The sequence below is a fragment of the Kaistia hirudinis genome, assembly GCF_014196455.1.
Classification (GTDB): domain Bacteria; phylum Pseudomonadota; class Alphaproteobacteria; order Rhizobiales; family Kaistiaceae; genus Kaistia; species Kaistia hirudinis.
On the sequence record NZ_JACIDS010000001.1, the window covers coordinates 487,050 to 513,845 of the forward strand.

Genomic DNA, 26,796 nt, shown 5'->3' on the forward strand with positions numbered 1-26,796 from the left:
GCATGATGAGAGAGCGGTACTTCAAGGGCCCGGTTTTCGCCGTCGCCCCGATGATGGACTGGACCGATCGTCACTGCCGGTATTTTCACCGGCAGTTGAGCCGTCATGCGCTGCTCTATACCGAGATGGTCGTGGCCGATGCGGTGATCCATGGCAACCGCGAGAAGCTGCTGGGCTTCGATCCCGCCGAGCATCCGCTGGCCCTGCAGATCGGCGGCTCGGAGCCGGAGAAGCTGGCTGCCGCGGCGCGGATCGGCGCTTCGTGGGGCTATGGCGAGATCAATCTCAATGTCGGTTGCCCTTCCGACCGGGTGCAGTCCGGCGCGTTCGGCGCCTGCCTGATGCTCGAACCAGGCCTCGTCGCGGATTGCGTCGATGCGATGAAGCAGGCGGTCGATATTCCCGTGACGGTCAAATGCCGCATCGGCGTCGACGAGCAGGATCCCGAGGTCGCCCTCGACGCGCTTTCCGATCGCGTGCTGGCGGCCGGCGCCGATGCACTGTGGGTGCATGCCCGCAAGGCCTGGCTCAAGGGGCTCTCGCCGAAGGAGAACCGCGAGATTCCGCCGCTCGACTATGACCGCGTCCATCGTCTCAAGGCCCGGCTCCCGGATGTCTTCGTCGGCATCAATGGCGGGCTGAAGTCGATCGACGACGCCAAGGCGCAGCTCGCCCATGTCGACGGCGTCATGCTCGGCCGCGCCGCCTATCAGACGCCCGGCATCCTGGCCGAGGTCGACGCGGCGATCTATGGCGATGGCGCGTCGCTCATCGACGAGCGCTCCGCCGCCGAGGCGATGATGCCCTATCTCGAGGCCATGGCGCGGCGCGGCGAGCCGGTCCATCGCGCGACGCGGCACATGCTCGGCCTCTTCCATGGCCGGCCCGGCGCCCGGCGCTACCGGCAGATCCTTTCGACGGAAGCCGCGCGCCGGGATGCAGGGCCGGAGATCCTCGCGCGAGCGCTTTTCGAGATCGACCGAACCGAGGCCGCGGCGGCCTGACGCCCCTTTCGCAGCCGGGGAATGCCGGCTATTGAGGGATGCTGACATCGTCAGCGTACCCCCTTTCCTTCGGACGCTCTGTCATGACAATCCGCGGCTTCACGATCGACGGCTTCCTCCTTGCGCTCGTCGCGATCGTGGCGCTCGCCATCGCATTCCCCGGACCGGGGGCGACCGGCGGCATCCTGCATATGAACGAAGTCGCGACCTATGGCGTCGCGGTGATCTTCTTCCTCTACGGCCTGACGCTCGCGCCGGAGAAGATGAAGGCCGGCATCAAGCACTGGCGCCTGCATATCAGCGTGCAGCTCTGCACCTTCGTGCTGTTCCCAATCGTCGTCCTGGTGCTCGGAACGCCGTTCAAGAGCATGCTGCCGCTGCCGGTCTGGATCGGCTTCTTCTATATCGCCGCGCTCCCTTCGACGGTGTCCTCCTCGGTCGCGATGACCTCGCTCGCCCATGGCAATGTCCCGGCGGCGATCTTCAACGCGACGATCTCGAGCCTCATCGGCGTGTTCGCGACGCCCGTGCTGATGGCGTGGTTCCTCGCGACGAGCGGCACCTCGATGCCGCTGCTGCCGGTGATCCTCAAGATCGTGCTGCTCGTGTTGCTGCCGATCATCGTCGGCCAGGTCGCGCGGCACTGGCTGGCCGGCTGGGCGCACCGCAACAACAAGCGCATCAAGCTGGCCGATCGCGCCATCATCCTGGCGATCGTCTACAATTCATTCTCGGATTCGATGGTCGAGGGCGTGTGGGCCGGACATGACGCGATCCTGATCGTCCAGATCGTCGTCGGCGTGATCGCGCTGTTCTACATCATCTATTGGCTGATGCTGATCCCGTGCAAGCTGATGCACTTCAATCGGCAGGATACGATCGCGTGCCTCTTCTGCGCCTCGAAGAAATCGCTCGCGACCGGCGTTCCGCTGGCGCCGATCATCTTCGGCAATGATCCGGCGCTCGGCCTGATCATCGCGCCGATCATGCTCTATCATTTCTGCCAGCTCGTGATCGTCAGCGTGATCGCCAACCGCTATGCGCGGATCGCGATCGCCGAGGGGCACACCTAAGCGAGCCTGTCAGCCCGGCAGGGGCTGCGCGTCGGCTGCGGCGCGGCGTTCGGGGAGTTCGCGCATGATCTGCGCGCGCTCCGCGTCGGACATGGTGGACCAGCGGCCGATCTCGGTCAGCCTGCGGCCGCAGCCGCTGCAGAGCCGAGTCGCCGGGTCGATCGCGCAGAGCTTGATGCAGGGCGAGATCATCAATGGAACGCCGCCAGGGCGAGGAGCGCGGCGAGGGCGGTCGCCTGCGCGGCGGCGCCGAGTATGTCGCCCGTACGCCCGCCGATCCGGCGACGGCTCCAATCCGCGACCGTGACGGTGGCGAGCGCGGCTGCGGCGATCGTTATCAGCGACGCGAAGATGCCGGCGGCCAGCGAACCGGCGACGAGGCCGATCACCAGCGCCGACAGCAGCGCGGTTCCGAGCGCATCCGGTCCCGGTGCGCCGAGCGTGGCGGCGAGACCATCGGCGCGCGCCGGCGGCTCCTTGGCCCAGACCCAGACGATCGCGGCGCGGCCGAGCGCTTCGGCCGCGATGAGGGCGAAGGCGGCGCGCCAGGGCGAGGCCGGCAGATAGGCCGCGAGCAGCGCCGTGCGCAGGCCGACGGAGATGATGAGCGCGAGCACGCCATAGGTGCCGATTCGGCTGTCGCGCATGATCTCGAGCCGCCGCTCGACGGTACGCCCGCCGGCGAGCCCGTCGAAACTATCGGCGAGGCCATCCTCATGCAGCGCGCCGGTGAGCAGGATGCCGGCCGCCACGGCCAGCAGCGCGGCGGCGAGGGGCGGGAGGCCGAGCGCATTGGCGATCAGGAGCACCAGCCCGGCGGCGAGGCCGAGGAGCGCCCCGACGAGGGGGAAGGCGCGGGCGGCGCGGCTGAAATCGGGCGCTCCGGCATCGGCGGCGCCGCGAAAGAAGGAGGCGGGCAGGGTCGTCAGGAAGCTCGCCGCGGCGGCAGAATCCTGCCAGATCGTGCTTCGGTACTCATCGGGCATGCTGTTTCGAACCGTCCGTTCCCGCGAAACCGTGAAGGGATCGCCATGCGGGAATGCTTGCGATCATATGGGCGAGGTTTATAGATCGCCCGCGGCCGGCCGACCAGCGACAGCGCCTCGAAGCCATCCCGCGCGACGCCAGATCCTGCTGAAGGCCTCCCCATGCTCCCCTCCGCCACCGGACTTCCCTTCGACGATATTCGCGCGCTCATCGCCGCCATGCCCTCGGCAGACGCGGCGGCGGTCGCGGCGGTTCGGGCGCGCGAGGCGCAGCTCACCAAGCCGGCGGGCTCGCTCGGCCGGATGGAAGGGCTGGCGGAATGGCTCAGCGCCTGGCAGGGGCGGGAAGTGCCCGAGGTGCGGCGTCCGCTCGTCGCGATCTTCGCCGGCAATCATGGCGTCACGCGCCATGGCATCTCCGCCTTCCCGAGTTCGGTGACGCAGCAGATGGTCGAGAATTTCGCGGCCGGCGGCGCGGCGATCAACCAGATCTGCATCGCCTATGATCTCGGGCTCAAAGTGTTCGATCTCGCGCTCGATCTGCCGACCGGGGACATCACCGTGGAACCCGCGCTTGACGAGGCGGCCTGCGCCGCCACCATGGCGTTCGGCATGGAGGCGACGGCCGGCGGCATCGATCTGCTCGTGCTCGGCGAGATGGGCATCGGCAACACGACCGTCGCGGCGGCTGTCGCGGCCGGGCTCTTCGGTGGGCCGGCTACCGATTGGGTCGGTCCGGGCACCGGGCTCGACGCCGAGGGCGTGGCGCACAAGGCGGCGATCGTGCAGCAGGCACTCGCCTGCCATGCCGGCCATCTCGACGATCCGCTCGAAGTGCTGCGCCGTCTCGGCGGCCGCGAGCTCGCAGCGATCGCTGGCGCGATCCTCGCCGCGCGCATGAGCCGGATCCCCGTGCTGATCGACGGCTATGTCGCCACGGCCGCCGCGGCGGTGCTGTGGCGGCTCGATCATCATGCGCTGGATCATTGCCAGTTCGGCCATCTCTCGGCCGAGCCGGCGCATGGCCTCTTGCTGGCGAAGCTCGGCCGCAAGCCGCTGCTCGATCTCGGCATGCGCCTCGGCGAAGGCAGCGGCGCGGCGCTGGCCGCGGGCCTCGTCAAGGCCGCGGCGCAGATCCACGCCGGCATGGCGACCTTCGCCCAGGCGGGCGTTTCCGGGCGGAGCGAATAGCCGGTCTCAGGCCGTCTTGCGCCAGCGCGAACGCGGCTTGGCGTCGTCTTCGAGGATCGGCGCCAGCGGCTCCATCACGCGCGAGCGCGGGAAGCAGGCGATCGCCTCGGTGCCCTCGCGCAGCTTCGAGCGCAGCTCGAACGTGCCGTCATGCATTTCCATCATGGCCTGCACGATCGGCAGGCCGAGGCCCGTGCCCTGCTCGGCGCTCTTGATGGCGATGGCGCCCTGGCCGAAGGCGGAGAGCACGATCGGGATCTCCTCCTCGGGAATGCCGGGGCCATTGTCGCGCACGGAGACATATTCGCCGCCGCCGGCCGTCCAGCCGACGCGGATCTCGATCTCGCCGCCGGACTGGGTGAACTTGATCGCGTTGGAGAGCAGGTTGAGGACGATCTGGCGCACGGCGCGCTCGTCGGCCCAGATGCGGGGCAGGTCGGGCTCGACCTTGCGCGTGATCGAGAGGTCCTTCTTGCCGGCACGCAGCCGCATCAGGTTCTCGCAATCCTCGACGACATGGACCAGCGTGACCGGCTCCTCATTCAGCTCGTAGCGGCCGGCCTCGATCCGGGAGAGATCGAGGATCTCGTTGATCAGGTCGAGCAGATGCTGTCCGCTCGCATGCACGTCGCCGGCATATTCGCGATAGGTTGCGTTCTGCATCGGGCCCAGCACTTCGTTCTTCATCACCTCCGAAAAGCCGAGGATCGCGTTGAGCGGCGTGCGCAGCTCATGGCTCATGGTGGCGAGGAAGCGCGACTTGGCGAGATTGGCTTCCTCGGCCCGGCGCCGCGCCTCGTCGGAGATGGCCTTTTCCGTGCCGAGTTCGGCGATCAGCAGATCCTTTTCGGCGCGGTAGCGCATCATGCCAACGGTGGCCGATTGCAGGCGTTGCGACAGCGTCAGGAAGAAGATTTCGCTGCCGATCGAGAGGAAGCTGAGCGCGAGATAGAGCACGTCCTGGCGCAGCGCGAACAGCGCGACCATGGTCAGCGCGATCGGCGCGGTGCCGGCGACGGCGCCGGCCGGCAGGCTGGACGCGAACATGGTGCCGACAGCGAGGATCGTCAGCATGGTCGCGAACTGGAAGATCTCGATGCCGGGCGCATGCACGACCGAGGTGGCGAGCAACAGCCCGATCCATGTCAGCCCGTAGAAGAACTCCGATGCGACGAAGATGCGTGTCCAGCGCTTGACGTCGCCGCGCTCGGCGGTGGAACGCAGGAAGCGACGGCAGAGCCAGGCGCCGGTGGCATGCACCAGCAGGGTGACCACCGCCCAGATGGCGATGGGGATCGGCTTGAGCCAGACGGTGGCGACGAGCGCCACGAGGACCACGAGCAGGGGAACGGCATAGACGGCCGAGAGGCGGATGCCGGCATAATGGCGCAGCAATTCCTGATCGAAGGCCGGGCTGGTGCCGCCGGCCGACGTCAGGCGTTCGCGCAGGTCCCGCACCGTGCGCGCGGCCGCGCGCCGGCGCTCGGCCCGCTCGTGGTTCATCGTGCTCTTGTCTTCGGCCGTGGTGGCCGGTCCGGCCTGCATGGACCCGTGCTTTCCAGGGGGTGGGCGCCAGGGGTGGGCGTTAGGAGTGTCGAGCCTAGCGCATGATGGTTTAAGCCCCCTTTCGATCGGCTGGTTAACGAGCCCCTTCGCAATCACCGCGCATTTCCGGCATTCCGGACGCGGGTTTGCCGGCGCAGCAAGGCCTCAGGATTGACAGCCAGACCCGAGTTGATCCATGAAGGAGAGAAATTAATTCCAATCTCGGCCGTGAATGTGGGCTCAATTAGAATGAAATCCCACAGAAGCGGCGAGATCGATAGCGGAGTTTCGCAATGATCGACCGCCTCGACAGAAAAATCCTCCAGATCCTGCAGGAGGACGCAACGATTCCCGTGGCCGAGATCGGCCGCAGGGTCGGGCTTTCGACGACGCCGTGCTGGCGCCGGATCCAGAAGCTGGAAGAGGACGGCGTCATCCTACGCCGCGTCGCGATCCTCGATCCGCGCAAGGTGAACGCCAAGGTGACGGTGTTCGTCTCGATCACGACCAGCCAGCACAATGAGGAATGGCTGAAGCGCTTCGCCGAAGTGATCCGCGATTTCCCGGAAGTGGTCGAGTTCTACCGCATGAGCGGGCAGGTGGATTATCTGCTGCGCGTCGTCGTGCCGGACATCGAGGCCTATGACGCCTTCTACAAGCGCCTGATCTCGAAGATCGACATCGGGGACGTCTCCTCCGCCTTCGCGATGGAGCAGATCAAGTTCGCGACGACGCTGCCGCTCAATTATGTGCCGCTCGAAAAGGACAAGGGCGTCGTCTAGCCGGTAGTTGGGGCGCTAGCCGGTCTTGGGCGCCGACGACGCGGGGTGGATGTGCCGCGTCATGCGCCTCTCGATGATGTCGATGACGCGCCGCAGTGTCTCGACCAGGGCGAGATAGAGCACGGCCGCCCAGAGATAGACCTGGAAATCGAATGAGCGCGAGAAGGCGAGCCGCGTCTCGCCCATCAGGTCGAACACGGTCACGATCGCCGCGACCGACGAGCCCTTGATCATCAGGACGATCTCGTTGCCGAGCGGCCGGAGCGCGATCCGGAAGGCCTGCGTCAGGATGATGTGCCGCAGCACAGCGAGCCGTCCGAGGCCGAGCGAGGCGGCGGCCTCCCATTGGCCGCGCGGCACGGCGCGGATCGCGCCGCGATAGATTTCAGCCTGATAGGCGGCGGTGTTCAAGGTGAAGGTGAGGACGCAGCAGAAGAAGGCGTCGCGAAACAGCCACCAGAGGCCGATCGCCTGCAGCTCGGGGCGGAACTGGCCGGCGCCGTAATAGACGAGGAAGGTCTGGGCGAGCAGCGGCGTTCCGCGCACCGCATAGACATAGGCATAGGACACCCAGCGCAGCGGCGCGATCCGGCTCATCCGGGCGAAGGCGATGGGCAGCGCCAGCATCCCGCCGAGGACGATGGACAGCGTCACCAGCTCGATCGTAACGACGAGCCCGCCCAGCATGCGCGGACCGTAGGTGGCGAGCAGTTCCCAGTTCATGCCGGCCTCCCGACGCCGCGGTTCGACCAGCGCTCGACCGCCGCGATGCCGATGGAGGATACCATCGACATCAGCAGATAGATCAGGCAGGCGACGCCGAAGAAGAAGAACGGCTCCTTGGTCACGCGCACCGCGATCCCCGTCATCCGCAGCAGATCGTCGATCGCGATCACCGAGACGAGCGAGGTATCCTTGAGCAGCGCGAGCCAGAGATTGGCGAGGCCCGGCAGGGCGAGGCGTATCAGCTGCGGGAAGATGACGAGGCGGAACGTCGTCTGTCGCCGGAGGCCGAGCGCATAGGCGGCCTCATATTGCCCGCGCGACATGTTGCCGAAGGCGCCGAGAAAGACTTCCGACGCATAGGCCGAGAACACGACGCCGAGCGCCACCATGCCGGCGATAAAGCCGTTGACCTCGACCTGGCTGCCGGGCGCGACGAGGCCAGCGAGGTCCTTCAGGAGGATCTGTCCGCCGAAATAGACGATGAAGATCGTCAGCAGCTCGGGAAGGCCGCGGAACACCGTCGCATAGGCGTGGCCGAGGCCGCGCACCAGCTTCAGCTGGCTGCGGCGGGCGAAGGCGACCAGGAGGCCGAGCGCCAGTCCGAAGGGCAGGGTGGCAAGCGCCAGGCGGATCGTGAGGGACGCGCCGGCGAGGAGATCATCACCCCACCCGTCAGGCCCGAAACTCAGGAGTCGCAGTAGATCCAACCGGCACAGTCCCCGACGAGAATTCCGGACGAGCCGGTCATCGGCTCGTCCGGCTGGTCATGCCGCTCAGTCTTTCCAGATCGAATAGGGGAAGTACTTCGCGTTGATCTTGTCGTAGGTGCCGTCGGCCTTGATCTCGTCGATCGCCTTGGAGATCTGGTCGCGCAGGTCGCCATCTTCCTTGCGCACGGCCGCGCCGACGCCGCCGCCGAGCGGAATATCCGCGCCGACGACCTCGCAGCAGGCGCCGTCATTGGTCTTCAGCCAGTCGGCGATCTGGACCTTGTCGACCAGCAGCGCGTCGATGCGCCCGGCGACCAGATCAAGGTTCACTTCGTCCTGCGTCGGATAGAATTTGAGTTCGAACCCGGGGTACTTGGCCTCGAGATAGCCGGACTGGATGGTCGAGGACTGCGCGCCGATCGTCTTGCCCTTGAGCGCCTCGGCCGAGATGTCGGTGATGCCGGAGTTCTTCGGCGCCACGAAGGCCGAGGGCGTGTTGTAATAGGGCCGGGAGAAGCTCACGATCTTTTCGCGCTCTTCGGTCACGGACATCGAGCTGAAGATCGCATCGAACTTGCCGGCCTGAAGCGCCGGAATGATGCCGTCCCAGTCCTGCGCGACGAAGGTGCAGGTCGCCTTCATCTTGTCGCAGACGGCCTTGGCGATATCGACATCGAAGCCGCCGAGCTTCTGGTCGGAATCGATGAAGTTGAAGGGAGGATAGGCACCCTCGACGCCAATGCGGATCGTCGTCCAATCCTTGGCATAGGCACTTGCCGTCGCCGCGACGACGATCAAGGCCGAAAGTGCAACGCGCCTCAGTGAAACCATGAAACACCTCTCATAGCGGCGTGAGCCTGCCTACTCGACGGGCCGCGACAGCACTGCTGTGCTCAACCCGGTCGAACGCGCCCCTTTGCCCAATCTATAGGCCCGCCGCATGAGTCAACACAGAAGCACGTCTTCCGCAAGCCACCGCTCGGCCGCCGCGAAATCTTCCGGCGTGTTGACGTTGAGGAACGGATCCGGCTTGCCGGCGGCAACGGGAAAGTCAACGACCGTGAAGCCGGTGGTTGAGAGAAAGCCGCGCACGCCGTGGCTCTTGGCGGTGCTCCGCCACTCGGCGAGCCGCTCGGAAAGACCGACGGGCCACAGCGCGACGACGGGATGATCCCGGTCACCGGATGCCGCGATGATCACGCCGCCATCCGCGCCGCGACTGCCGGCGCGCAATCGTGCGACGAGATCACGCGGCAGGAAGGGCGTGTCGACCGGGACCGAGAGAAGATAGTCGGGCCGCGGCGTGAGGCTTTCGGCCCAGATCAGGCCGGCCAGCACGCCGCCGAGCGGGCCGGTGTCGGGTTCATCGTCCGGGATGATGGGCCATGCGAGCGGCCCGAAGCGCGACGGATCGCCATTCGCATTGAGCGCCAGATGATCGACCTGCGGCGCGAGGATGCCGGCGATCCGGGCGAACATGGGCTGTCCGCCGAAGGGAAGCTGGGCCTTTTCCTGCCCCATGCGACGGGAGAAGCCTCCCGCGAGGATCACGCCAGCCGTCGTCATCGTCTCCAGCGTCGATTGAGGAGCATGAGCGCTCCGCCTGCCACCAGCCCCCAGAATGCCGCGCCTATCCCGAAAAAGGAAAGCCCCGATGCGGCGGTGACGAAGGTGACCATGGCCGCGTCGCGGTCGGTCGGCGAGGAAACCGCGCCGGCCAGCGCGCCGCCAAAGGCGCCGAAGAGGGCGAGGCCGGTCGCGGCCTGGATCAGGACGGGCGGCGCGATGGTCATCAGCGCGGCGGCCGTCGTCGCGCCGAGCCCGAGGATGACATAGGTGATCGAGCCGGAAACCGACGCGATCCAGCGCCGGCTCGGATGAGGGTGCGCGTCCGGCCCGGCGCAGAGCGCTGCCGTGATGGCGGCGAGGTTGAGCGTGTGGCCCGCGAAGGGCGCGACGAGGATGCTGGCAATGCCGGTGCCGACGAAGATCGGCCGCAGCGGCGGGTCGTAGCCATTGATCTTGAGGACGGCGATGCCCGGCAGGTTCTGCGACGCCATCGTGACGATGAAGAGCGGGATGGCGATCGAGATGACGGCCTGCACCGAGAGCGAGGGCACGACGAAGGTGATGTAGGGCGCAAGGCTCGGCAGCGTGTGGCCGCCCGGCGGCATATGCAGCGCGATGGTGAGAATGGCGGTCGCGACGGCGGCGGGCACGGCCCAGATCTTCTTGATCCGCCCGACGATGGCCCAGGCGAGGATGACGGGCAGCGCGAGGAGGGGCTCGGCAGCCACCGCCTTGGCGGGGGCGAGGCAGAGCCCGAGCAGGATGCCGGCCAGCATCGCGCTCGCCAGCACCGTCGGGATCGAGGCCACCAGCCGCCCGAACGGCTTGATCAGGCCCGTGGCGATGATCAGCACGCCCGTGACCATGTAGGCGCCGATCGCAGCGGGAAAGCCGCCATCCACCATGCCCGTCGCGGCGAGGAGAACCGATCCCGGCGTCGACCAGGCGATGATGATCGGCATGCGGTAACGCCGGCTCAGGATCACCGAGAGCAGCGCCTGCCCGACGCAGATGGCCAGCAATCCCGACGCGGCCTGCTCCCGCGTCGCGCCGACCGCCATGGAGCCCTGCAGGACGACCGTGAACACGCCGGCGAAGCCGACAAAGGCGGCGATGATGCCGGCCATGATCGGCTGAAGATCATGGCCACGGGCAAGACCCGCGAGATCGGGATCGGAACCGGCAGACTGGTCCATGCGGGAATCCATTGGTAAGAGCGCCCCGAATTGTTAGATTGGATCCAATCGACGGGCAAGGGTTCGGCGAGCCGATGCCGGATGAGCCTTTGTCGCGGCGTTGGCGATGGCGGCCGGAGGCCGGGGAGGGGAGGCGGGCGTGAGCGCGGTTGCGGCGGATCTGGCGGGGCTGGTGCGGGCCGTTGGCGCGCCCCGGTACCGGACCGCGACGGAATATGTCGAGGCGACGCTGAAGGCGGCGATCCTGTCCGGAGCGCTGGCGCCGGGAACCCCGCTGCGTCAGGAGGAGCTCGCCTCGGCCTTCGCCATGAGCCGCATGCCGATCCGCGAGGCGCTCCGGCAGCTCGAGGCGCAGGCGCTGGTCGATTTCGAACCGCACAAGGGCGCCGTTGTCGTGCAGATCACGCTGCTCGAATCGCTCGACAATTACGCGATCCGCAGCGCGCTCGAACCGCAGGCGCTGAAGCTGTCGCTGCCGCATCTGACCGAGGCGGATTTCGAGATCGCCGAGGACATCCTGCAGGAGATCGACGGCGAGGGCGATGTCGGGCGCATGGGCGAACTCAACCGGCGCTTCCACATGACCCTCTACGCCCAGGCCGGGCTGCCGCGGCTAATCGCGCTGACCGAGCAGCACCTGGCCGCCGCGGATCGATATCTCCGCTTTCACCTCGCGGCGGCGGGCGACATGGGGCAGGACGAGCATCGGCGCCTGCTCGCCGCATGCCGGGCGCGCGACGAGGGCGAGGCGCTGGCGGTGCTCGCCGCGCATCACCATCGCGCGATGGAGGCGACCCGCGCCTTCTTCGCCGCGCGCGGGCAGTGATTTCGTCGCGTCATGCCGGGAACGCATGACGGGCTTCTCCGTTGGGTTTTCATACGGCGCATCGCGCCGAAACCACGGAGAACGATCATGAAGAAGATACTGGCTCTGGGCGTGATGCTTGCGGCGACGGTTCCCTTCGCCGTGGGGCCTGCGAACGCGGTGACGTCGAGCTCGGCCCGGCAGATCTGCATCAAGGCGGCGGCCAAGCAGCATGGCGACCTGCAGGGCAATGTCCAGGTTCGCAAGGTGTCGAAGCAGGGCTCGGGCTATCAGGTGAACCTTCAGGTGAAGGGCGTCGAGTCCAACTGCATGGTCACCGGCGGCGGCAAGGTGCGCTACATCAACTGATCGAGCCCGACCGGGCATTTCAGGAGCGGGCGGCGCGAACCGTCCGCTCCCGATTTCGTTTGGATCGCCGCATCGTCAGGCGGCGACGTCGAGGCCCTTGGCAAGCTCGAGGGCCTGCCGCTCGAACAGGCGGCGATAGATCCCGCCATCGCGCTTGACCAGCACCTCGTGCGTGCCCTCCTCGGCGATCGTGCCGCGCTCGAACACGAGCAGCCGGTCCATCGAGCGCACCGTCGACAGGCGGTGCGCGATCACGATGGCCGTGCGGCCCTGCATCAGCCGCTCCATCGCCTCCTGGATCGCCGCCTCGGACTCCGAGTCGAGGCTCGATGTGGCCTCGTCCAGGATCAGCACCGGCGCATCGGCCAGGAAGGCGCGGGCCAGAGCGACGCGCTGACGCTCGCCGCCCGACAGCTTCACGCCGCGCTCGCCCACCAGGGTCTGGTAGCCCTTCGGCAGGCGCAGGATGAAATCATGCGCATTGGCGAGTTCCGCCGCCGCGATGATCTCCTTCATGGACGCGCCGGGGCGCGCATAGGCGATGTTCTCCGCCAGAGAGCGGTGGAACAGGATCGGCTCCTGCTGCACGATCGCGATCTCCGATCGAAGGGACGACTGCGTGACATGCGCGATATCCTGGCCGTCGATCAGGATCCGACCGCTGTTCACGTCGTAAAGCCGCTGGATCAGCTTCACGAACGTCGTCTTGCCGGAGCCCGAATGCCCGACGAGGCCGACCTTCTCACCTGCCGCAATCGTGACGCTGAATTCGCGATAGAGCGGCGTCGCGTGGCCCGCATAGTGGAACGTCACATCCTCGAAGCGGATCTCGCCGGCACCGATCGTCATCGGACGCGCGTCGGCCTTGTCCTCGATGCCGAGCGGCTGCTCGCTGAGCGCCACAAGCTCCTCCATGTCGTTCACCGAGCGCTGGAGATTGCGCACATGCATGCCGACATCGAGCAGATAGCCCTCAAGCACGAAGAACGAGGTCAGCACGAAGGTGACGTCGCCGGGCGAGGCCTGGCCATGCCACCACAGCCACAGGACGAGGCCGATCACCGCGCCGCGCATCAGCACGACCATGGCGTTCTGCGCCGTGCCGTTATAGGTGCCGCGCGTCCAGGTGCGGCGGGTGCGGGAGCGCCATTTGCGGACGATCCCGGCAAGCCGCGCATCCTCCCGCGCCTCGGCGCCGAACGCCTTCACGACCGCATTGCAGCCGACCGCATCGGCGAGCGCGCCGCCGAGCTTGGTGTCCCATGCATTGGCGAGGCTCGCCGCCGGCGCGACGTAGAACAGCGACAGCGAGATGGTCACGGCGATATAGATCACCGAACCGATCGCCACGATCACGCCCATCATCGGCCAATAGACGCCGAGCAGCACGGTCGTGCCCACCAGCACGACTACCGACGGGAGCAGCGCCAGGATCATGGTGTCGTTCAGCTGGTCGAGCGCCCACATGCCGCGCGTGATCTTGCGCACGGTCGATCCGGCGAAGCTGTTCGCCTGCCAGTTTGTCGAGAAGCGCTGCACGCGGAAGAATGCCTCCTCCGCGACGCGCGACATGATGCCGAGCGTCAGGCGGATGATGCCCATGAAGCCGAGATGGCGGCCGATCACCATGAACACGCTGAGCGCCATGGCGATGGCGAAGGCCTGCAGCGCCTTGTCGAGCGCGGCGGCGCGATCGGTGCTGCCGGATGAGGCGAGCGCGTCGACGAGCCGTCCCGCATAGAGCGGCAGCAGCACATGGGCCAGAGTTTCGAGCAGCATGGCGCTCGCGACGAACACGGCGATGCCCTTCTGCCGCCGCCAATGGCGGAAGGTGAAGGCAAAGACGCGGGCGAAGGGGCCGGAAAGCCAGCGGCGGGGGCGCCGCGGCGAAAAAGAGAGAGACATGACGGGATTCCGGCGCCACGGGGGTGCCGGCCTTCTTGTGAAGAAATGCGACAGGCGGACGGCGCAAAGGAAGCGCGGCGTCACGCGGCGATCGGCTTGATGGGTTGAAACAGTGAAGGCGTTGAACGGGCCGGGCTGTCTGCCGGCCGGGTGACGCCGCTAGTCCTGCCTAGTGCCCGAGGCGCACCCGCATGAGGAAGCTGCAAACAGCTGCGACGGTGGAACCTGCCATGCATGCCTCCCTGGAAGGACGTTACTGATCGTTCGTTTGTAGCCGAATCGTCGGCCCATGCCAAGAGACCGCCGCGGCAGAACGCCGCGTCGGCTCTTCTTGGCAGGCATGTCGTGGCCGATCGGACACAGTCCGGTCGGCCAGATTCCGGAGAGAACGGGGCCCGGCGTGCCGGGCCCCTGAGGCTCAGCCGGCGGTCGCGGGGCTCGCCGCGTTCAGCGCGCGGGCCGCTTCCTGGGCGAAGCAGAGGTCGAGCACGCGCTGCACCTCGGCCGCGCGACGGAAGCTCGGATCGCCATTGACGCCGGTGTTGCAGGCCTGGACGAACCGCTCATACGTCGTCGGTACGGGCGGGCAGGGGACGTCCTTCCAGACCTGCGTGTCGATATCGGCGCCCGTGCAGCTGCGCAGCGACGAGGCCTTGCCGTCGGTCTTGACCTCGATGGCGCCGGCCGTACCGAACAGGCGCAGCGTCAGGTCGTTGGCGTGGCCGGTGGCGAAGCGCGTCGCGGTGATCGTGCCGAGCGCGCCATTGGCGAGCTCCGCCGTCATCACCACGCTGTCATTGGCGTCGAGCTTGTAGTCGCCGATCCGGTCGCCTTCGGCCTTGTGGAAGGTGCGGAGGCGGCTGTCGACATTGGCGACCGCGCTGTCCGCGCCATAGGTCGCGAAGTCGACGATATGGACGCCGACATCGCCCAGCACGCCCTTGGAGCCATGCTCCTCGGACAGGCGCCAGAGCCAGCGCGATTCGGTGCGCCAGTCGCCCCACTGCTTGCCGACGAGCCAACTCTGCAGATAGGACGCCTCGAAATGGCGGACCTCGCCGATCGCCCCTGCGACGACCAGCTCGCGCGCCTTCTGGAGCGCGGGCGAGTTGCGGTAGGTGAAGTTGACCATATTGATCAATCCCTTCGCCTCGGCCGTTTCAGCCATTTCGAGGGCGAGGGGATAATCGGTCGCGAGCGGCTTCTCGCAGAAGACGTGCTTGCCGGCGGCGAGCAGGCGCATCGTCGTCGGGTAATGGACCGCGTCCGGCGTCACATTCGCCACGGCGTCGAATTCGCCCCAGGCGATCGCCGATTCGATATCGGCGAAGAGGTTGGTGATGCCGAACTGCTTGCCGAACGCCTCGCGGCGCGTGGCATCGGTCTCGATGGCGGCGACGACCGAGGCGCCGGGGGCGGCGCGGAAGGACTCCGCGTGATTGACCGCCATGGAGCCGGTGCCGAGGATGAGGATCCTGACCATGATTGGTGCTTTCTTCCCGTTCCCTGGTCCTAGCGGAAGCCCGCCTCGCCTGCCTTGTGCAGCGTGCCGCCCTTGATCGTCAGCGGCCCGTTCGGCGCCTTGTCGGCCGGCGTGTTCGGCGCATTGGCGATGCCGGCCCAGGCCGGAGCAGGGTTGTAGGCCCACTTCACCGCGTTCTTCAGCACCTGCTTGACGTCGGCATTGTAGTAGATCGGGTAGGTCTCGTGGCCGGGCGAGAAATAGAACACCTTGCCGCCGCCGCGCGTCCACGTCAGGCCGGAGCGGAACACCTCGCCGCCCTCATACCAGGTGACGAAAACCGTCTCCTGCGGCTCCGGAACCGTGAAGGGCTCGCCATACATCTCGGTCTGCTCGATCTCGAAATAGTCCGAGAGACCCTGCGTGATCGGATGGTTGCGGTTGATCACCCAGACGCGCTCCTTCTCGCCGGCTTCGCGCCACTTGAGCGAGCAGGGGGTGCCCATCAGGCGCTTGAAGACCTTCGAGAAGTGGCCGGAATGGAGGACGATGAGGCCCATGCCCTCCCAGACGCGATTGACGACGCGCTCGACGATCTCGTCCGAGACCTGGCCATGCGCCTTGTGACCCCACCAGACGAGAACGTCGGTTTCCGCGAGGCGAGCGGCGCTCAGGCCATGCTCGGGCTCCTGCAGCGTGGCGGTCGAGGGCTGGAGAACCGGATCCTCGTCGAGGCCCTTGGCGATCGCCGTATGCATGCCCTCGGGATAGATCGAGCGAACGGTCTCGTTCTCGTGCTCGTGAACGTTTTCGCCCCAGACGACGACGCGGATGGTCATGGCGATGGCTCCCTTCGAAGTTTCGGATTTCCTGCCCGCGCCCTTGGATATCGCGGCGCGGAGAGCATGTGGGCGGGCGTGCTCCGGCGGGACACTGTCCCATCCAAAGCGCTTTGGAAGATCGACGCCATATCTATAGCGGCGATCCCATCGGGTGCAATACGGACAGGGGAAAACGGCGGAACAGGGGCGTTTGAGGCATCGGCGCCTTGACTTCGTGTTCCGGCGGATTCTATATGCGGCCACCCGGCGACGGGTCAGGGCGGTTAGCTCAGCGGGAGAGCATTCGCTTCACACGCGAAGGGTCACTGGTTCAATCCCAGTACCGCCCACCATTTCCTTCTTCCCGATATCGATTGATCCGAGCACGGGCTGCGCACAGCGCAGCGACGGCACGATTACGCCCCCCTCCGATTCGGGCGATGCGCTCGGGGAAGCGTCTTATGCGCTCAGGGCAGCGTCTTGGCGGCCACCCAGAGTTCCTCCATCTCGTCGAGCGAGGCATCCGCGGCGGTCCGTCCCTCAGCGGCCAGGCTCGATTCGATATGGGCGAAGCGGCGCATGAATTTCTGGTTGGTGCCGCGGAGCGCCGCGTCGGGATCGACGCCGAGATGACGCGCGAGATTGGCGACGACGAAGAGCAGGTCGCCGACCTCGTCCTGCAGGCGGGCGGCCGACGGCTCCGGCGCGGCGAGCTCCGCCTCGACCTCGCCGATCTCCTCGCGCATCTTGTCGAGCACGGCCTTCGGGTCGTTCCAGTCGAAGCCGACCGTCGAGGCCTTCTTCTGCAGGGCGATCGCGCGCGCCATCGGAGGCAGGCCGGCCGAAACCCGATCGAGCCGGCCAGCGCCTGATTCGGGCGGCAGGCCGGCTGCGGCGCGCCGCTCGGCCCGCTCGCGCTTCTCCTCCGCCTTGATCGCCTCCCAGAAGCCCTTGGCCGAGCCGGCGCTGCGAGCTTCCGCGCTGCCGAACACATGCGGATGGCGGCGAATCATCTTGGTCGTGATCGCCTCGACCACCTCGGGGAAGGCGAAGGCACCCTCTTCCTCGGCGAGGCGCGCGTGATAGACGACCTGCAACAGCAGATCGCCAAGTTCTTCGCGCAGATCGATGCGGTCGCCGCGGTCGATCGCGTCGGCAACCTCATAGGCTTCCTCGATCGTATAGGGCGCGATCGTCTCGAAACTCTGCTCGATATCCCAGGGACAGCCGCTGTTCGGATCGCGCAGCGCGGCCATGATCTCGATCAGGCGCTGAATGTCCTTCGACGGCTTCATGACGTGCTCCGGATGTCGTGCGGAAGGGCGCGCCGCGACTTGCACGGCATTTGTCGGTTCACCTATAGTCGCGGCGAGCAAAACGGAAGTGGGGCCACACCGTGATGTCGGTCATACGATCGCGTGTCCTGGCGTTTCTCTCTGCGTTGGCACTGGCACTGATTGCCGGGCCCTCATTTGCAGCTGCCGGTGATCCTCCGGCTGCCGCGCCCGCTTCGGTCATCACTACGGCGAGCGCCGCGCAAGCGCCCGCGGCAACCAGCCTCGCGCAGGCGCCGGCGAAGAAGCCTGCGCAGACCGCGGCCAAGACGCCGAAGAAGCCGAAGGTCGCGCCCGACGCGCAGCCGACCAAGGCCGCCAGCGTCTATCTCTTCCGCGGCTTCATGGGCGTGTTCTCGCTCGGCATGGATGAGCTCCAGACCAAGCTGAATGCGCAGGGCGTCAAGACGAAGCTGCTGCCGCACACCGGGTGGGCGGGCGTGGTCAACGAAATCGTGGCCGAGGCCAAGTCCCGGCCCAAGGGGCGCTATCCGATCGTCATCGTCGGCCATTCGCTCGGCGCCAATGCCGCGCTCATGCTGGCCTATCGGCTCGGCGAACAGGGCGTGCCGGTCAATCTGGTGATCACGATCGATCCGACGGTGCCGCGCCCGGTCTCGCCGACGGTCGGGCGCTATTTCAATATCTATCAGGCCAATAACGGGATAGGTGTAGCCATCGACCCGGCCGGCATCTCGCCGAAGCGCGTCGAGAACTACAACACCTGGGATCACGCGAACCTGACCAAGCCCGACGTCACCCATTTCACGCTCGACAAGAACAACGACATCCAGAAGCAGATGTACACGCTGATCATGCAGGCGCTGAAGCGTTGATGCCGCGTAATCGAGGCGGCGCATGATTCGATCCTCCGCTGCGGCGCATGCCGGGCGCATCGTCGTAACGGGGGCCAGCGGTCATCTCGGTGGCTGGATCGTGGCGATTCTGCGCGAGCGGGGTTTTGCCGTCCGCGGGACGGCCGGCCCCGGCGAAGATCTGGCCGTGGTTCGGGAGCGCCTTGCCGCCGGCGGCGTGGATGTCGGCCATCTCGATCTCTGCAGCCTCGACCTCCTGTCCGACGATGATCTCGGCCCGCTGATGGCAGGCGCGGACGCGCTCATTCATGTCGCGGCCCCCATTCCGCTGCACCTGCCCGAGGCGTCGCCGTCCATGCTGAAAGCGGCGCGCGAGGGGACGCGGCGCATTCTGGATGCTGCGGCCAAGGCCGGAACGCGGCGGGTGGTTGCGACGTCCTCGATCATGGCCGCCGTCTACGGGCCGCACAGCGACCGCGGCAACGTTCTCACGGAACAGGACTGGTCGGCGCCCGCCGAGGAGCCGATGACGGCCTATGCGGTGGCCAAGACCGAGGCCGAGCGCGAGGCCTGGCGCGTCGCCGACGCGCTTGCGCTCGATTTCACCTCGATCAATCCCGGCGTGCTGCTCGGGCCCGGCCTGACCGGCACGGTCTCGGCCTCGCTCAACGTGTTCCAGGAAGCACTGGCCGGCCGCGCCACGATCGCGCCGCGCGTATTGCTGCCCGTTGCCGATGTCCGCGACGTCGCGCGGCTGCATGTCGACGCGCTCTCCGCCGATGCCTCGATCGGCGAGCGGATCTTCTGCGTATCCGAGCAGATCTGGCTGATCGACCTGATCGAGATGATCCGCGCCGCCGAGCCGGGTCTCTCGGCGCTTCCGGTGCCGCGGCTGCTCAAGGACGAGCTGGCGCGCAAGATCGCCGATTCGTTCTCGATGCTGCGGTATCTGCGCTACGACATCGGGGAGGGGCGTCCGATCGCGCGCGACAAGGCGACGAGCCTGCTCGGAGCCGCATGGCGTCCGCTCGACGCCACCGTCAGCGAGACGATCGGGTATCTGCGCAGCGTCAACGCGGCGCTCCGGCCGGCCGAGGTGGTCGGCTAGGCCGCGCGGGCGTTGGCGAGTTCGCGCCGCAGCGCGTCGCCGAAATCATAGGTGTCGACCTCGATCGCGTGGCGGGGCGTGCGCTCGAAATTCCAGTGCGGCGCGGCCAGTTCCGCGGCGATGCGGCTGTCGAGGTCGGCCGGACGGTCGAGCCGGCCCGCGATCTGGAGCGCAACGATCCGGGCCTGCAATTCGGCATAGGGCCAGATGCAGCCGATCGGCTGGAAGAGACCGATGAAGTCGAGCGTCGGATAGCCCGCCGGCATCATCTTGAGATAGAGCGGCACATCGAGCGCGCCGTCGAAATCGAACATCCCCGGATCGAAAAACGGGAACGAAATCCGGTAGCCGGTCGCGAAGATCACGGCATCGAATGGCTCCGCGCCGCCATTGGCGAAATGCACGACATTGCCCTCGAACCGCTCGATGCCGACGCGGGGATGCACGCGGCCGTGCCGGATCAGATAGAGCAACTCCGAGTTCAGCGTCGGGTGCATCTCCAGCACGCGGCGCGACGGCTCCTGCAGCCCGTAGCGCGCATAGGGGCCGATCAGTACCTTGAGCAGACGGTCGAGCAGGCGCTGTCGCAGCCATTTCGGCATACGGCGGAGCTTCCGATAGGCCACATCCACCGGCAGCCCGAACACGACCTTCGGCACGATGTGATAGCCGCGCCGCATGCTGATCGCGGTGAAGACGGAGACGCGCGAGGTTTCGACCGCGATGTCGCAGGCGGAGTTTCCACCGCCGACCACGAGCACGCGCTTGTCCCGATAGGGCTCGGCGCGGCGATAGTCGTGCGCATGCGACAGCTCGCCATCGAAGGTGCCGGGATAGTCCGGCCAGTTCGGCTTCCAGTGATGGCCCGAGCAGACGATCAGCCGGTCGACGATCTCCTCCACCGGCCCTTCGGGCGTGGTGAGCGCGAGGCGCCAGCGCCCGTCGCCTTCCGGCGTGGCGCGGTCGAGGCGGGTGTTGAAACGGATATGCTTCTCGAGCCCGAAATGCTCCGCATAGCCTTTGAAATAATCGAGCAGCTGGCGGTGCGACGGGAAATCCGGATAGGTCCGCGGCATCGGATAGTCGGAATATTGCGACAGCCGCTTCGAGGAGATGATGTGCGTCGTCTCATAGACGCTGGCATGGCCGGTCGTGTCGCGGAACACCCAGTTGCCGCCGACCTCGCCTTGCGTCTCGACGGCGAAGAGATTGTCGCAGCCGGCTTCGAGCAGCGTCTTGATCGCCGTCAGGCCGGACGGTCCGGCGCCGATCACCGCGATGCGTGGCTTCTGCATGATTCCGATATCCCAGGAGAAGAAGGTCCGCGCTTGCTGGTCTGGACTCTATCGGGCCGAGCGGCGCGATAGAAGGCGCAAGCTGTCGCGCTCCCCAACTGCGCCGGCCTGTCCACATCCATGATGACGTCTCCTCGTGACGGAGGTCCGCATAGAAAATGGGACGTGGCGCACAGATCTGAGATTCTGTGCTAGTGTCCTCGGCTAATTAAAAAGGCATAAAGCCAAGAAGGACCGGCAGGTTCCGCTGTTTCTTCGGGAGGGAAGATGACGTCAACATCGAACGCCAAGCTGTCGCTTGGCGCGCTGACCGCAATGGTGGTTGGATCGATGGTCGGGGCGGGGATTTTCAACCTTCCCGGCCGCTTCGGAACGGCCACGGGACCCTTCGGCGCGATCATCGCCTGGGCGATTGCCGGCACCGGCATGTACATGCTGGCGCGCGTGTTCCAGGCGCTCGCGGAAAAGAAACCCGACATCGACAATGGCGTCTTCGCCTATGCCAAGGCCGGCTTCGGCGACTATATGGGCTTCCTGTCGGCCTTCGGATACTGGCTCGGCAGCTGCCTCGGCAACGTCTTCTACTGGGTCCTGATCGGGTCGACGCTCGGCAATTTCTTCCCCGAGGTCTTCGGCGACGGCAGCACGGCCACGGCGATCATCGTCTCGCTGATCGGCATCTGGCTGTTCCATTTCATGATCCTGCGCGGCGTCGAGCAGGCGGCCTTCATCAACTCCATCGTCACCATCGCCAAGATCGTGCCGATCATCGTCGCGATCCTCGCCTTCGTCTTCTTCTTCAACTACACGCAGTTTTCGGAGAATTTCTTCGGCGGCGTCGGCATGCCGGAGAAGACGCTCGTCGCCCAGGTGCGTGACACGATGCTAATCACCGTGTTCGTCTTCCTCGGCATCGAGGGCGCCAGCGTCTATTCGCGCTTCGCCAAGAAGCGCTCCGACGTCGGCACGGCCACCATCCTCGGCTTCGTCGGCGTGACCGGCCTGATGGTGGCGATCACGCTGCTGCCCTATGCGTCGATGCCGCGCGCCACGATCGCCGGCGTCAACAACCCGTCGCTGGCCGGCGTGCTCGAAGTGGTCGTCGGCCATTGGGGCGCGGTGCTGATCAAGATCGGCGTGCTGATCTCCGTGCTCGGCGCCTATCTCGCCTGGTCGCTGATCTGCGCCGAGGTGCTGTCCGCCGCCGCCAAGTCGCGCGACATGCCGAAGCTCTTCGCCGCGATGAACGGCAACCGCGTGCCGGCCAACGCGCTCTGGCTCACCAATATCATCGTCTCGCTGTTCGTGATCTCGACCTACTGGTCCGCTGACGCGTTCAACTTCATGCTCGACATGACGAGCGTGACGGCGCTGCTGCCATACCTTCTGGTCGCCGGCTATGGCGTGCTCGTCGCGCGCCGCGGCGAGGGCTACGAGACGACGCCGAACGAGCGCACGCGCGACCTGATCTTCTCCTGGATCGCGGTGATCTACACGATCGTCATGTTCCTCGCGGCCGGCCTCGAAAAGGTCCTGCTGCTCGCCGTGCTGTTCATTCCCGGTACGGCCATCCTCTATGTCTGGGCGCGGCGCGAGCAGAACGCCCGGCTCTTCACCCCGACCGAACTCATCATCTTCGGCGTCACGCTGGTCGCCGGGCTTGCCGGTATCATCGGCCTGCTGACCGGCGCGATCACCGTCTGAAAAGAAGGCTGCACAATATGGCGATGGAAACTTCCTTCGGCGTTCATTCCGAGGTCGGCCAGCTCCGCAAGGTGATGGTCTGCGCACCGGGCCGCGCGCATCAGCGCCTGACGCCCAGCAATTGCGATGCGCTGCTGTTCGACGACGTGCTCTGGGTCGAGAACGCCAAGCGCGACCATTTCGACTTCATGACCAAGATGCGCGACCGCGGCGTCGATGTCGTCGAGATGCATAATCTCCTGACCGAGACGGTCGCGATCCCGGAGGCCAAGGCCTGGATTCTCGACAATCAGGTCATCGCCAACAAGATCGGGCTCGGCCTCGTCGACGAGGTGCGCTCCTATCTGGAGGGGCTCTCGAATCGCGAATTGGCCGAGACGTTGATCGGCGGCCTCTCGACGGAGGAATTCCCCGAGACGATCGGGGGCGAGATGCTGGAGTTGGTGCGCGACGCGGCCGGCGTGAACGAATATCTGCTGCCGCCGCTGCCCAACACGCTCTACACCCGCGACACGACCTGCTGGATCTATGGCGGCGTGACGCTGAACCCGCTCTACTGGCCGGCGCGCCATGAGGAGACGATCCTCACCACGTCGATCTACAAGTTCCATCCCGACTTTGCCGGCAAGGTGAATGTCTGGTGGGGCGACCCCACCAAGGACTGGGACCTCGCGACGCTGGAAGGCGGCGACGTGATGCCGATCGGCAAGGGCAATGTCCTCATCGGCATGAGCGAGCGCACCTCGCGCCAGGCGATCAGCCAGGCCGCCGCGGCGCTGTTCGCCAAGGGCGCCGCCGAGCGCGTGATCGTCGCCGCGATGCCGAAGCTGCGCGCCGCCATGCATCTCGACACGGTGTTCACCTTCGCCGACCGCGACTGCGTGCTGCTCTATCCCGACATCGTCAACGGCATCGAGGCCTTCTCCTACCGTCCGGACGGGAAGGGCGGCGTCGAACTGCACAAGGACAAGGGCACCTTCGTGGAGACCGTCCGCGACGCGCTCGGCCTCAAGAAGATGCGCGTCGTGGAAACCGGCGGCAACGCCTATATGCGCGAGCGCACGCAGTGGGATTCGGGCGCGAACCTCGTCTGCGCCTCGCCCGGCGTCGTCTTCGCCTATGACCGCAACACCTACACCAACACGCTGCTGCGGAAGGAAGGCATCGAGGTCGTCACCATCACCGGCGCCGAACTCGGCCGCGGCCGTGGCGGTGGACATTGCATGACCTGCCCGATCATCCGCGACGCGGTCGACTACTGACCGCCGACGGACGTCTGGACGGACCCGCGTCCGATCCCTATCCGGCACGATGGAGGCGGACCGAATGGCTGAGACCGATCGTCCGCCTCTTTCATATTGGGAGGCCCTAGTTCCGATCGCCGTGCTGATCGGGCTGGTGGGCCTGTCCTACTACCTCTTCGGCGACGCCGGCATGGCGGGGCCGAACCAGGTCGCGCTCGTCGTCGCCACCATGGTGGCCGTGCTGGTGACGCGGCGCCACGGCTTCACGCTCGACGAACTCGGCGAAGCCGCGGTCGCCTCCGTCGCCACCGGCATCGGCGCCATCTTCATCCTGTTTGCCGTCGGCGCGCTGATCGGCACCTGGGCCATGAGCGGCACGCTCGCCGCCATGGTCTATTACGGCCTCACGATCCTCTCGCCGGACTATTTCTACGTGACCGCGGCGCTCATCTGCTCCGTCGTCTCGTTCGGCATCGGCAGTTCCTGGACCGTTGCCGGGACGATCGGCATCGGCTTGATGGGGATCTCGGCCAATATGGGCCTCGATCCGGCGATCACCGCCGGCGCGATCATCTCGGGCGCCTATCTCGGCGATACGACCTCGCCGCTGTCCGATTCGGCCAACCTCGCCGCAGGCGTCGCCGAAGCCAACCTCTACCGCCATCTCGGCGAGACCTTCGCCACGTCGATCGTCGCGCTGCTCATCGCGCTCGGCTTCTTCTGGTTCCTCGGCCAGAGCGGCGCCACCATCGATGTCGCGCCGAAGCTCGCCCTGATCGATCGCTTCTTCCACATCTCGCCGGTGCTCTTCATCCCGCTCGCGATCGTGGTCGCGCTGGCGCTGTTCCGCCTGCCGCCCTTCACGACGATCTTCATCGGTGCGCTGGCCGGCGGCATCGTCGCGGTGGTGCTGGCGCCGGAACGGGTCACCGCCTTTGCCGACCCCGCGGGCGAGGTGCCGGCCTGGATCGGCTTGACCAAGGGCGTCTGGCTCGCGCTTGCGCGCGGCTATGTCTCCTCGACCGGCGACGCCGGCCTCGACCTGCTGTCGACGCGCGGCGGGATGAGCAGCATGCTCGAGACGGTCTGGCTGGTGATCACCGCGCTGGCGTTCGGCGGCGTCGCTGAACGGACGGGCATCCTGAACCGCCTGACGCAGCCGATCGTTGCCGCGGCCAGGTCGACGGGCAGCCTCGTCGCCGCCCTGGTCGCAACCGTGTTCGCGACCAATATCGCGACGGCCGACCAGTATCTCGCCGTCGTGCTGCCCGGCCGCATGTTCAAGCAGGCCTTCGCGCATCGCGGCCTCGCGCCGGTCGTCCTTTCCCGCTCGGTCGGTGCTTCGGCCACGCCGAGTTCGGCTCTGGTCCCCTGGAACAGCTGCGGCGCCTACATGGCCGCGACGCTCGGCGTCGCGACGCTGAGCTATGCGCCCTATGCGATCTTCAACATCGCCAGCCCGCTGCTGACCATCGCCGGCGGATATCTCGGCTTCCGCCTCTTGCGCGGCACCGCCGCCACGACGAAGGTGCCGGACGCGTCCTGAGGGCGCAGCAGTCATCCCATTATCGAGGCAGGGCCGGAATGCGTCGCTGGATCATGCGCATGGTGAGGCGGGTCGTCGCGATCGCCGTGATCATTCTCGTCACCATCCTCGGCGTCCGGGTGTGGGACATCGAAGGCGGACCGCCGCTCGAACTGTGGCACACCTATGTGCCACGCGAGATGAGCCGCGAGGCGATGAAGAAGGCCGATTGGCAGAGCTATGTCGCGGCCGAGGATGCGCTGTTCGACGATGTCGCGCTCAAGGTCGAGGGCCAGATTCCCGCGTCAGCGCGCGTCGCCAGCAATCGCTATTTCACCGGCAGCCCGCTCAATCCTGGCCGTTTCGCGCAGAACTGGAACCGCTCCTTCGTGCTGATGCCGGAGGGGACGCCGCGCGGCGCCGTGGTGCTGCTGCATGGGCTTACCGATGCGCCCTATAGCCTGCGGCACATCGCAGAGGACTATCAGCGGCAGGGCTATGTGGCGGTCGGCATTCGCCTTCCGGGGCACGGCACGGTTCCGGCCGGTTTGACGGAGGTTCAATGGGCTGATTGGGCGGCCGCGGTCCGGATCGCCGTGGCGGAGGCGCGGCGGCTCGCCGGCGAGGGCAAGCCATTGCACCTTGTCGGCTATTCAAATGGCGGCGCGCTGGCGATGATGTATGCGCTGGACGCGATCGAAGATCCGAAGCTCGCCCGGCCGGACCGGATCGTGCTGATGTCGCCGATGATCGGGGTGACGCGGTTCGCGCGCTTCGCCGGCCTCGCGGGGCTGCCAGCCCTGCTGCCGGCCTTCGCCAAGGCGGCCTGGCTCGGCATCGTACCGGAGTTCAACCCGTTCAAATACAACTCATTCCCCGTCAATGCCGCGCGGCAGTCCTTCCTGCTCTCCGATGCGCTGCAGAAGCGGCTGGCGCGCTTTTCGAGCGAGGGCAAGCTGGCGGCGCTGGCGCCGGTCCTCACCTTCCAGTCTGCGCTTGATCACACCGTCAGCACGCGCGCCATCGTCACGGCGCTCTATGACCAGCTCCCCGCCAATGGCAGCGAACTCGTGCTGTTCGACCTCAACCGGTCGTCGCGCGCGAGCCCGCTCTTCACGCCGGCCGCCAACCGCCAGGCGGCCTCCGTGCTGACACCGGCCCCGCGCCGCTACCGCGTCAGCATCTTGACGGACCAGGGGCAGGGGAGCCGGGACGTCGTGGAGCGCAGCACGCGCGCCGGGGAGACGCAGGAGATCGTGGCGCCGACCGGCCTCGTCTATCCCGCGGACGTCTTCTCGCTGTCGCATGTCGCGATACCGTTTCCGGTCACCGACGGGCTCTACGGCACGGACCCCGACCCGAAGGATGATTTCGGCATCCAGCTCGGCGCGGCGGCGGAACGCGGCGAGCGCGGCGCGCTGGTCGTCGGGGCGGATACGCTGATGCGCATGTCGTCCAACCCGTTCTATCCCTACATGATCGGCCGCATCGACGCGGCGATCACGGGCGCGCCGGATTCGCCGCCCGGCGCCACGGCAGCGCCGCCGGCCGCGCCGAGCGATCTCGCGGAGCCCGATCTGCCGGACCTGCCGGACGCCATCCAGAGCCCCTGAGGCCGGTCGGAGGC

Annotated in this window: 25 protein-coding genes and 1 tRNA gene; 13 read left to right on the plus strand and 13 right to left on the minus strand. The window is 66.8% G+C overall.

What is annotated here, in order from left to right; all coding sequences use genetic code 11:
• Positions 1–5: 5 nt before the first annotated feature.
• Complete coding sequence (gene dusA / locus GGR25_RS02290) at positions 6–1,004, plus strand: tRNA dihydrouridine(20/20a) synthase DusA (protein ID WP_183397628.1); 999 nt, start codon at positions 6–8, stop codon at positions 1,002–1,004.
• Positions 1,005–1,087: 83 nt separating this feature from the next.
• Positions 1,088–2,077, plus strand: coding sequence for a bile acid:sodium symporter family protein (locus GGR25_RS02295; RefSeq protein ID WP_183397100.1), 990 nt, complete (start codon positions 1,088–1,090; stop codon positions 2,075–2,077).
• Between the two features lie 9 nt (positions 2,078–2,086).
• Here GGR25_RS02295 and GGR25_RS02300 read toward each other — a convergent pair whose 3' ends face one another.
• Positions 2,087–2,269 carry a DUF1289 domain-containing protein gene (locus tag GGR25_RS02300; RefSeq protein WP_183397101.1) on the minus strand — a complete coding sequence of 61 codons (183 nt, stop codon included), beginning with the start codon at positions 2,267–2,269 and terminating at the stop codon, positions 2,087–2,089.
• The gene (gene cobS / locus GGR25_RS02305) at positions 2,269–3,063 is read right to left on the minus strand and encodes an adenosylcobinamide-GDP ribazoletransferase (protein ID WP_183397102.1); all 795 of its coding nucleotides are present in this window, start codon (positions 3,061–3,063) and stop codon (positions 2,269–2,271) included. The genes GGR25_RS02300 and cobS overlap by 1 nt, the downstream gene beginning before the upstream one ends.
• 162 nt (positions 3,064–3,225) lie before the next feature.
• Between cobS and cobT the strand changes: the two genes are divergently transcribed.
• A complete protein-coding gene (cobT, locus tag GGR25_RS02310) occupies positions 3,226–4,254 on the plus strand; it encodes a nicotinate-nucleotide--dimethylbenzimidazole phosphoribosyltransferase (RefSeq protein WP_183397103.1) in 1,029 nt (342 codons plus the stop codon).
• 6 nt (positions 4,255–4,260) lie between these two features.
• Here the strand turns inward: cobT and GGR25_RS02315 are convergent, their stop codons facing one another.
• Positions 4,261–5,799: a sensor histidine kinase gene (locus GGR25_RS02315; protein WP_183397104.1), complete on the minus strand. Its 1,539-nt coding sequence runs from the start codon at positions 5,797–5,799 to the stop codon at positions 4,261–4,263.
• 296 nt (positions 5,800–6,095) lie between these two features.
• Here GGR25_RS02315 and GGR25_RS02320 point away from each other — a divergent pair, with 296 nt between their 5' ends.
• A complete protein-coding gene (locus tag GGR25_RS02320) occupies positions 6,096–6,581 on the plus strand; it encodes an Lrp/AsnC family transcriptional regulator (RefSeq protein ID WP_484496848.1) in 486 nt (161 codons plus the stop codon).
• A 15-nt stretch (positions 6,582–6,596) separates the two neighbouring features.
• Here the strand turns inward: GGR25_RS02320 and GGR25_RS02325 are convergent, their stop codons facing one another.
• The 5 genes from GGR25_RS02325 to GGR25_RS02345 all read right to left on the minus strand — a co-directional run bounded on the left by GGR25_RS02325 (position 6,597) and on the right by GGR25_RS02345 (position 10,782).
• On the minus strand, positions 6,597–7,304 hold the full coding sequence (locus tag GGR25_RS02325) for an ABC transporter permease (RefSeq protein WP_183397106.1): 708 nt from the start codon (positions 7,302–7,304) through the stop codon (positions 6,597–6,599).
• Positions 7,301–8,014, minus strand: a complete 714-nt coding sequence (locus tag GGR25_RS02330) for an ABC transporter permease (RefSeq protein WP_183397107.1) — start codon at positions 8,012–8,014, stop codon at positions 7,301–7,303. The genes GGR25_RS02325 and GGR25_RS02330 overlap by 4 nt, the downstream gene beginning before the upstream one ends.
• Positions 8,015–8,080: 66 nt before the next feature.
• Positions 8,081–8,848, minus strand: coding sequence for an ABC transporter substrate-binding protein (locus GGR25_RS02335; protein ID WP_183397108.1), 768 nt, complete (start codon positions 8,846–8,848; stop codon positions 8,081–8,083).
• A gap of 114 nt (positions 8,849–8,962) precedes the next feature.
• Positions 8,963–9,583, minus strand: coding sequence for a molybdenum cofactor guanylyltransferase MobA (gene mobA, locus GGR25_RS02340; protein WP_183397109.1), 621 nt, complete (start codon positions 9,581–9,583; stop codon positions 8,963–8,965).
• The gene (locus GGR25_RS02345) at positions 9,580–10,782 is read right to left on the minus strand and encodes a benzoate/H(+) symporter BenE family transporter (protein ID WP_210299781.1); all 1,203 of its coding nucleotides are present in this window, start codon (positions 10,780–10,782) and stop codon (positions 9,580–9,582) included. Before GGR25_RS02345 ends, mobA begins: the two co-directional genes overlap by 4 nt.
• Before the next feature lie 139 nt (positions 10,783–10,921).
• On the opposite strand from GGR25_RS02345, the gene GGR25_RS02350 reads away from it, so the two are divergent.
• Together GGR25_RS02350 and GGR25_RS02355 are read left to right on the plus strand one after the other, a co-directional pair.
• Positions 10,922–11,608: a GntR family transcriptional regulator gene (locus GGR25_RS02350; protein ID WP_343067942.1), complete on the plus strand. Its 687-nt coding sequence runs from the start codon at positions 10,922–10,924 to the stop codon at positions 11,606–11,608.
• A gap of 87 nt (positions 11,609–11,695) precedes the next feature.
• Positions 11,696–11,956, plus strand: coding sequence for a hypothetical protein (locus tag GGR25_RS02355; protein ID WP_183397111.1), 261 nt, complete (start codon positions 11,696–11,698; stop codon positions 11,954–11,956).
• Between the two features lie 75 nt (positions 11,957–12,031).
• Here the strand turns inward: GGR25_RS02355 and GGR25_RS02360 are convergent, their stop codons facing one another.
• From GGR25_RS02360 to GGR25_RS02370, 3 genes are all read right to left on the minus strand, one after another.
• Positions 12,032–13,861 carry an ABC transporter ATP-binding protein gene (locus GGR25_RS02360; RefSeq protein WP_183397112.1) on the minus strand — a complete coding sequence of 610 codons (1,830 nt, stop codon included), beginning with the start codon at positions 13,859–13,861 and terminating at the stop codon, positions 12,032–12,034.
• A 418-nt stretch (positions 13,862–14,279) separates the two neighbouring features.
• Positions 14,280–15,344: a Gfo/Idh/MocA family protein gene (locus GGR25_RS02365; RefSeq protein WP_183397113.1), complete on the minus strand. Its 1,065-nt coding sequence runs from the start codon at positions 15,342–15,344 to the stop codon at positions 14,280–14,282.
• A 29-nt stretch (positions 15,345–15,373) separates the two neighbouring features.
• A complete protein-coding gene (locus GGR25_RS02370; protein ID WP_183397114.1) occupies positions 15,374–16,162 on the minus strand; it encodes a ThuA domain-containing protein in 789 nt (262 codons plus the stop codon).
• A 260-nt stretch (positions 16,163–16,422) separates the two neighbouring features.
• Here GGR25_RS02370 and GGR25_RS02375 point away from each other — a divergent pair.
• A tRNA-Val gene (locus GGR25_RS02375) sits at positions 16,423–16,497 on the plus strand.
• Between the two features lie 114 nt (positions 16,498–16,611).
• Here GGR25_RS02375 and mazG read toward each other — a convergent pair.
• A complete protein-coding gene (gene mazG / locus GGR25_RS02380) occupies positions 16,612–17,439 on the minus strand; it encodes a nucleoside triphosphate pyrophosphohydrolase (RefSeq protein ID WP_183397115.1) in 828 nt (275 codons plus the stop codon).
• 146 nt (positions 17,440–17,585) lie between these two features.
• On the opposite strand from mazG, the gene GGR25_RS02385 reads away from it, so the two are divergent.
• Both GGR25_RS02385 and GGR25_RS02390 read left to right on the plus strand, forming a co-directional pair.
• The gene (locus tag GGR25_RS02385; RefSeq protein WP_183397116.1) at positions 17,586–18,314 is read left to right on the plus strand and encodes a thioesterase domain-containing protein; all 729 of its coding nucleotides are present in this window, start codon (positions 17,586–17,588) and stop codon (positions 18,312–18,314) included.
• Between the two features lie 22 nt (positions 18,315–18,336).
• On the plus strand, positions 18,337–19,401 hold the full coding sequence (locus GGR25_RS02390) for an NAD-dependent epimerase/dehydratase family protein (RefSeq protein WP_183397117.1): 1,065 nt from the start codon (positions 18,337–18,339) through the stop codon (positions 19,399–19,401).
• Here the strand turns inward: GGR25_RS02390 and GGR25_RS02395 are convergent.
• Complete coding sequence (locus tag GGR25_RS02395; RefSeq protein ID WP_183397118.1) at positions 19,398–20,696, minus strand: flavin-containing monooxygenase; 1,299 nt, start codon at positions 20,694–20,696, stop codon at positions 19,398–19,400. The genes GGR25_RS02390 and GGR25_RS02395 overlap by 4 nt on opposite strands.
• Positions 20,697–20,963: 267 nt before the next feature.
• On the opposite strand from GGR25_RS02395, the gene GGR25_RS02400 reads away from it, so the two are divergent.
• The 4 genes from GGR25_RS02400 to GGR25_RS02415 all read left to right on the plus strand — a co-directional run bounded on the left by GGR25_RS02400 (position 20,964) and on the right by GGR25_RS02415 (position 26,782).
• Complete coding sequence (locus GGR25_RS02400; protein ID WP_183397119.1) at positions 20,964–22,400, plus strand: basic amino acid/polyamine antiporter; 1,437 nt, start codon at positions 20,964–20,966, stop codon at positions 22,398–22,400.
• Between the two features lie 23 nt (positions 22,401–22,423).
• On the plus strand, positions 22,424–23,662 hold the full coding sequence (gene arcA, locus GGR25_RS02405; RefSeq protein ID WP_183397630.1) for an arginine deiminase: 1,239 nt from the start codon (positions 22,424–22,426) through the stop codon (positions 23,660–23,662).
• A gap of 64 nt (positions 23,663–23,726) precedes the next feature.
• Positions 23,727–25,190, plus strand: a complete 1,464-nt coding sequence (locus GGR25_RS02410; protein WP_183397120.1) for a Na+/H+ antiporter NhaC family protein — start codon at positions 23,727–23,729, stop codon at positions 25,188–25,190.
• Between the two features lie 38 nt (positions 25,191–25,228).
• Positions 25,229–26,782, plus strand: coding sequence for an alpha/beta hydrolase (locus tag GGR25_RS02415; RefSeq protein ID WP_183397121.1), 1,554 nt, complete (start codon positions 25,229–25,231; stop codon positions 26,780–26,782).
• The last annotated feature ends 14 nt before the right edge of the window (positions 26,783–26,796 follow it).

Excerpts from the sequence above, each read along its gene's own strand:
- dusA (WP_183397628.1), top strand. The coding sequence starts at position 6 with ATGAGAGAGCGGTACTTCAAGGGCCCGGTTTTCGCCGTCGCCCCGATG.
- GGR25_RS02295 (WP_183397100.1), top strand. The coding sequence starts at position 1,088 with ATGACAATCCGCGGCTTCACGATCGACGGCTTCCTCCTTGCGCTCGTC.
- GGR25_RS02300 (WP_183397101.1), bottom strand. The coding sequence starts at position 2,269 with ATGATCTCGCCCTGCATCAAGCTCTGCGCGATCGACCCGGCGACTCGG.
- cobS (WP_183397102.1), bottom strand. The coding sequence starts at position 3,063 with ATGCCCGATGAGTACCGAAGCACGATCTGGCAGGATTCTGCCGCCGCG.
- cobT (WP_183397103.1), top strand. The coding sequence starts at position 3,226 with ATGCTCCCCTCCGCCACCGGACTTCCCTTCGACGATATTCGCGCGCTC.
- GGR25_RS02315 (WP_183397104.1), bottom strand. The coding sequence starts at position 5,799 with ATGCAGGCCGGACCGGCCACCACGGCCGAAGACAAGAGCACGATGAAC.
- GGR25_RS02325 (WP_183397106.1), bottom strand. The coding sequence starts at position 7,304 with ATGAACTGGGAACTGCTCGCCACCTACGGTCCGCGCATGCTGGGCGGG.
- GGR25_RS02335 (WP_183397108.1), bottom strand. The coding sequence starts at position 8,848 with ATGGTTTCACTGAGGCGCGTTGCACTTTCGGCCTTGATCGTCGTCGCG.
- mobA (WP_183397109.1), bottom strand. The coding sequence starts at position 9,583 with ATGACGACGGCTGGCGTGATCCTCGCGGGAGGCTTCTCCCGTCGCATG.
- GGR25_RS02345 (WP_210299781.1), bottom strand. The coding sequence starts at position 10,782 with ATGGACCAGTCTGCCGGTTCCGATCCCGATCTCGCGGGTCTTGCCCGT.
- GGR25_RS02355 (WP_183397111.1), top strand. The coding sequence starts at position 11,696 with ATGAAGAAGATACTGGCTCTGGGCGTGATGCTTGCGGCGACGGTTCCC.
- GGR25_RS02360 (WP_183397112.1), bottom strand. The coding sequence starts at position 13,861 with ATGTCTCTCTCTTTTTCGCCGCGGCGCCCCCGCCGCTGGCTTTCCGGC.
- GGR25_RS02365 (WP_183397113.1), bottom strand. The coding sequence starts at position 15,344 with ATGGTCAGGATCCTCATCCTCGGCACCGGCTCCATGGCGGTCAATCAC.
- GGR25_RS02370 (WP_183397114.1), bottom strand. The coding sequence starts at position 16,162 with ATGACCATCCGCGTCGTCGTCTGGGGCGAAAACGTTCACGAGCACGAG.
- mazG (WP_183397115.1), bottom strand. The coding sequence starts at position 17,439 with ATGAAGCCGTCGAAGGACATTCAGCGCCTGATCGAGATCATGGCCGCG.
- GGR25_RS02390 (WP_183397117.1), top strand. The coding sequence starts at position 18,337 with ATGATTCGATCCTCCGCTGCGGCGCATGCCGGGCGCATCGTCGTAACG.
- GGR25_RS02395 (WP_183397118.1), bottom strand. The coding sequence starts at position 20,696 with ATGCAGAAGCCACGCATCGCGGTGATCGGCGCCGGACCGTCCGGCCTG.
- GGR25_RS02400 (WP_183397119.1), top strand. The coding sequence starts at position 20,964 with ATGACGTCAACATCGAACGCCAAGCTGTCGCTTGGCGCGCTGACCGCA.
- arcA (WP_183397630.1), top strand. The coding sequence starts at position 22,424 with ATGGAAACTTCCTTCGGCGTTCATTCCGAGGTCGGCCAGCTCCGCAAG.
- GGR25_RS02410 (WP_183397120.1), top strand. The coding sequence starts at position 23,727 with ATGGCTGAGACCGATCGTCCGCCTCTTTCATATTGGGAGGCCCTAGTT.
- GGR25_RS02415 (WP_183397121.1), top strand. The coding sequence starts at position 25,229 with ATGCGTCGCTGGATCATGCGCATGGTGAGGCGGGTCGTCGCGATCGCC.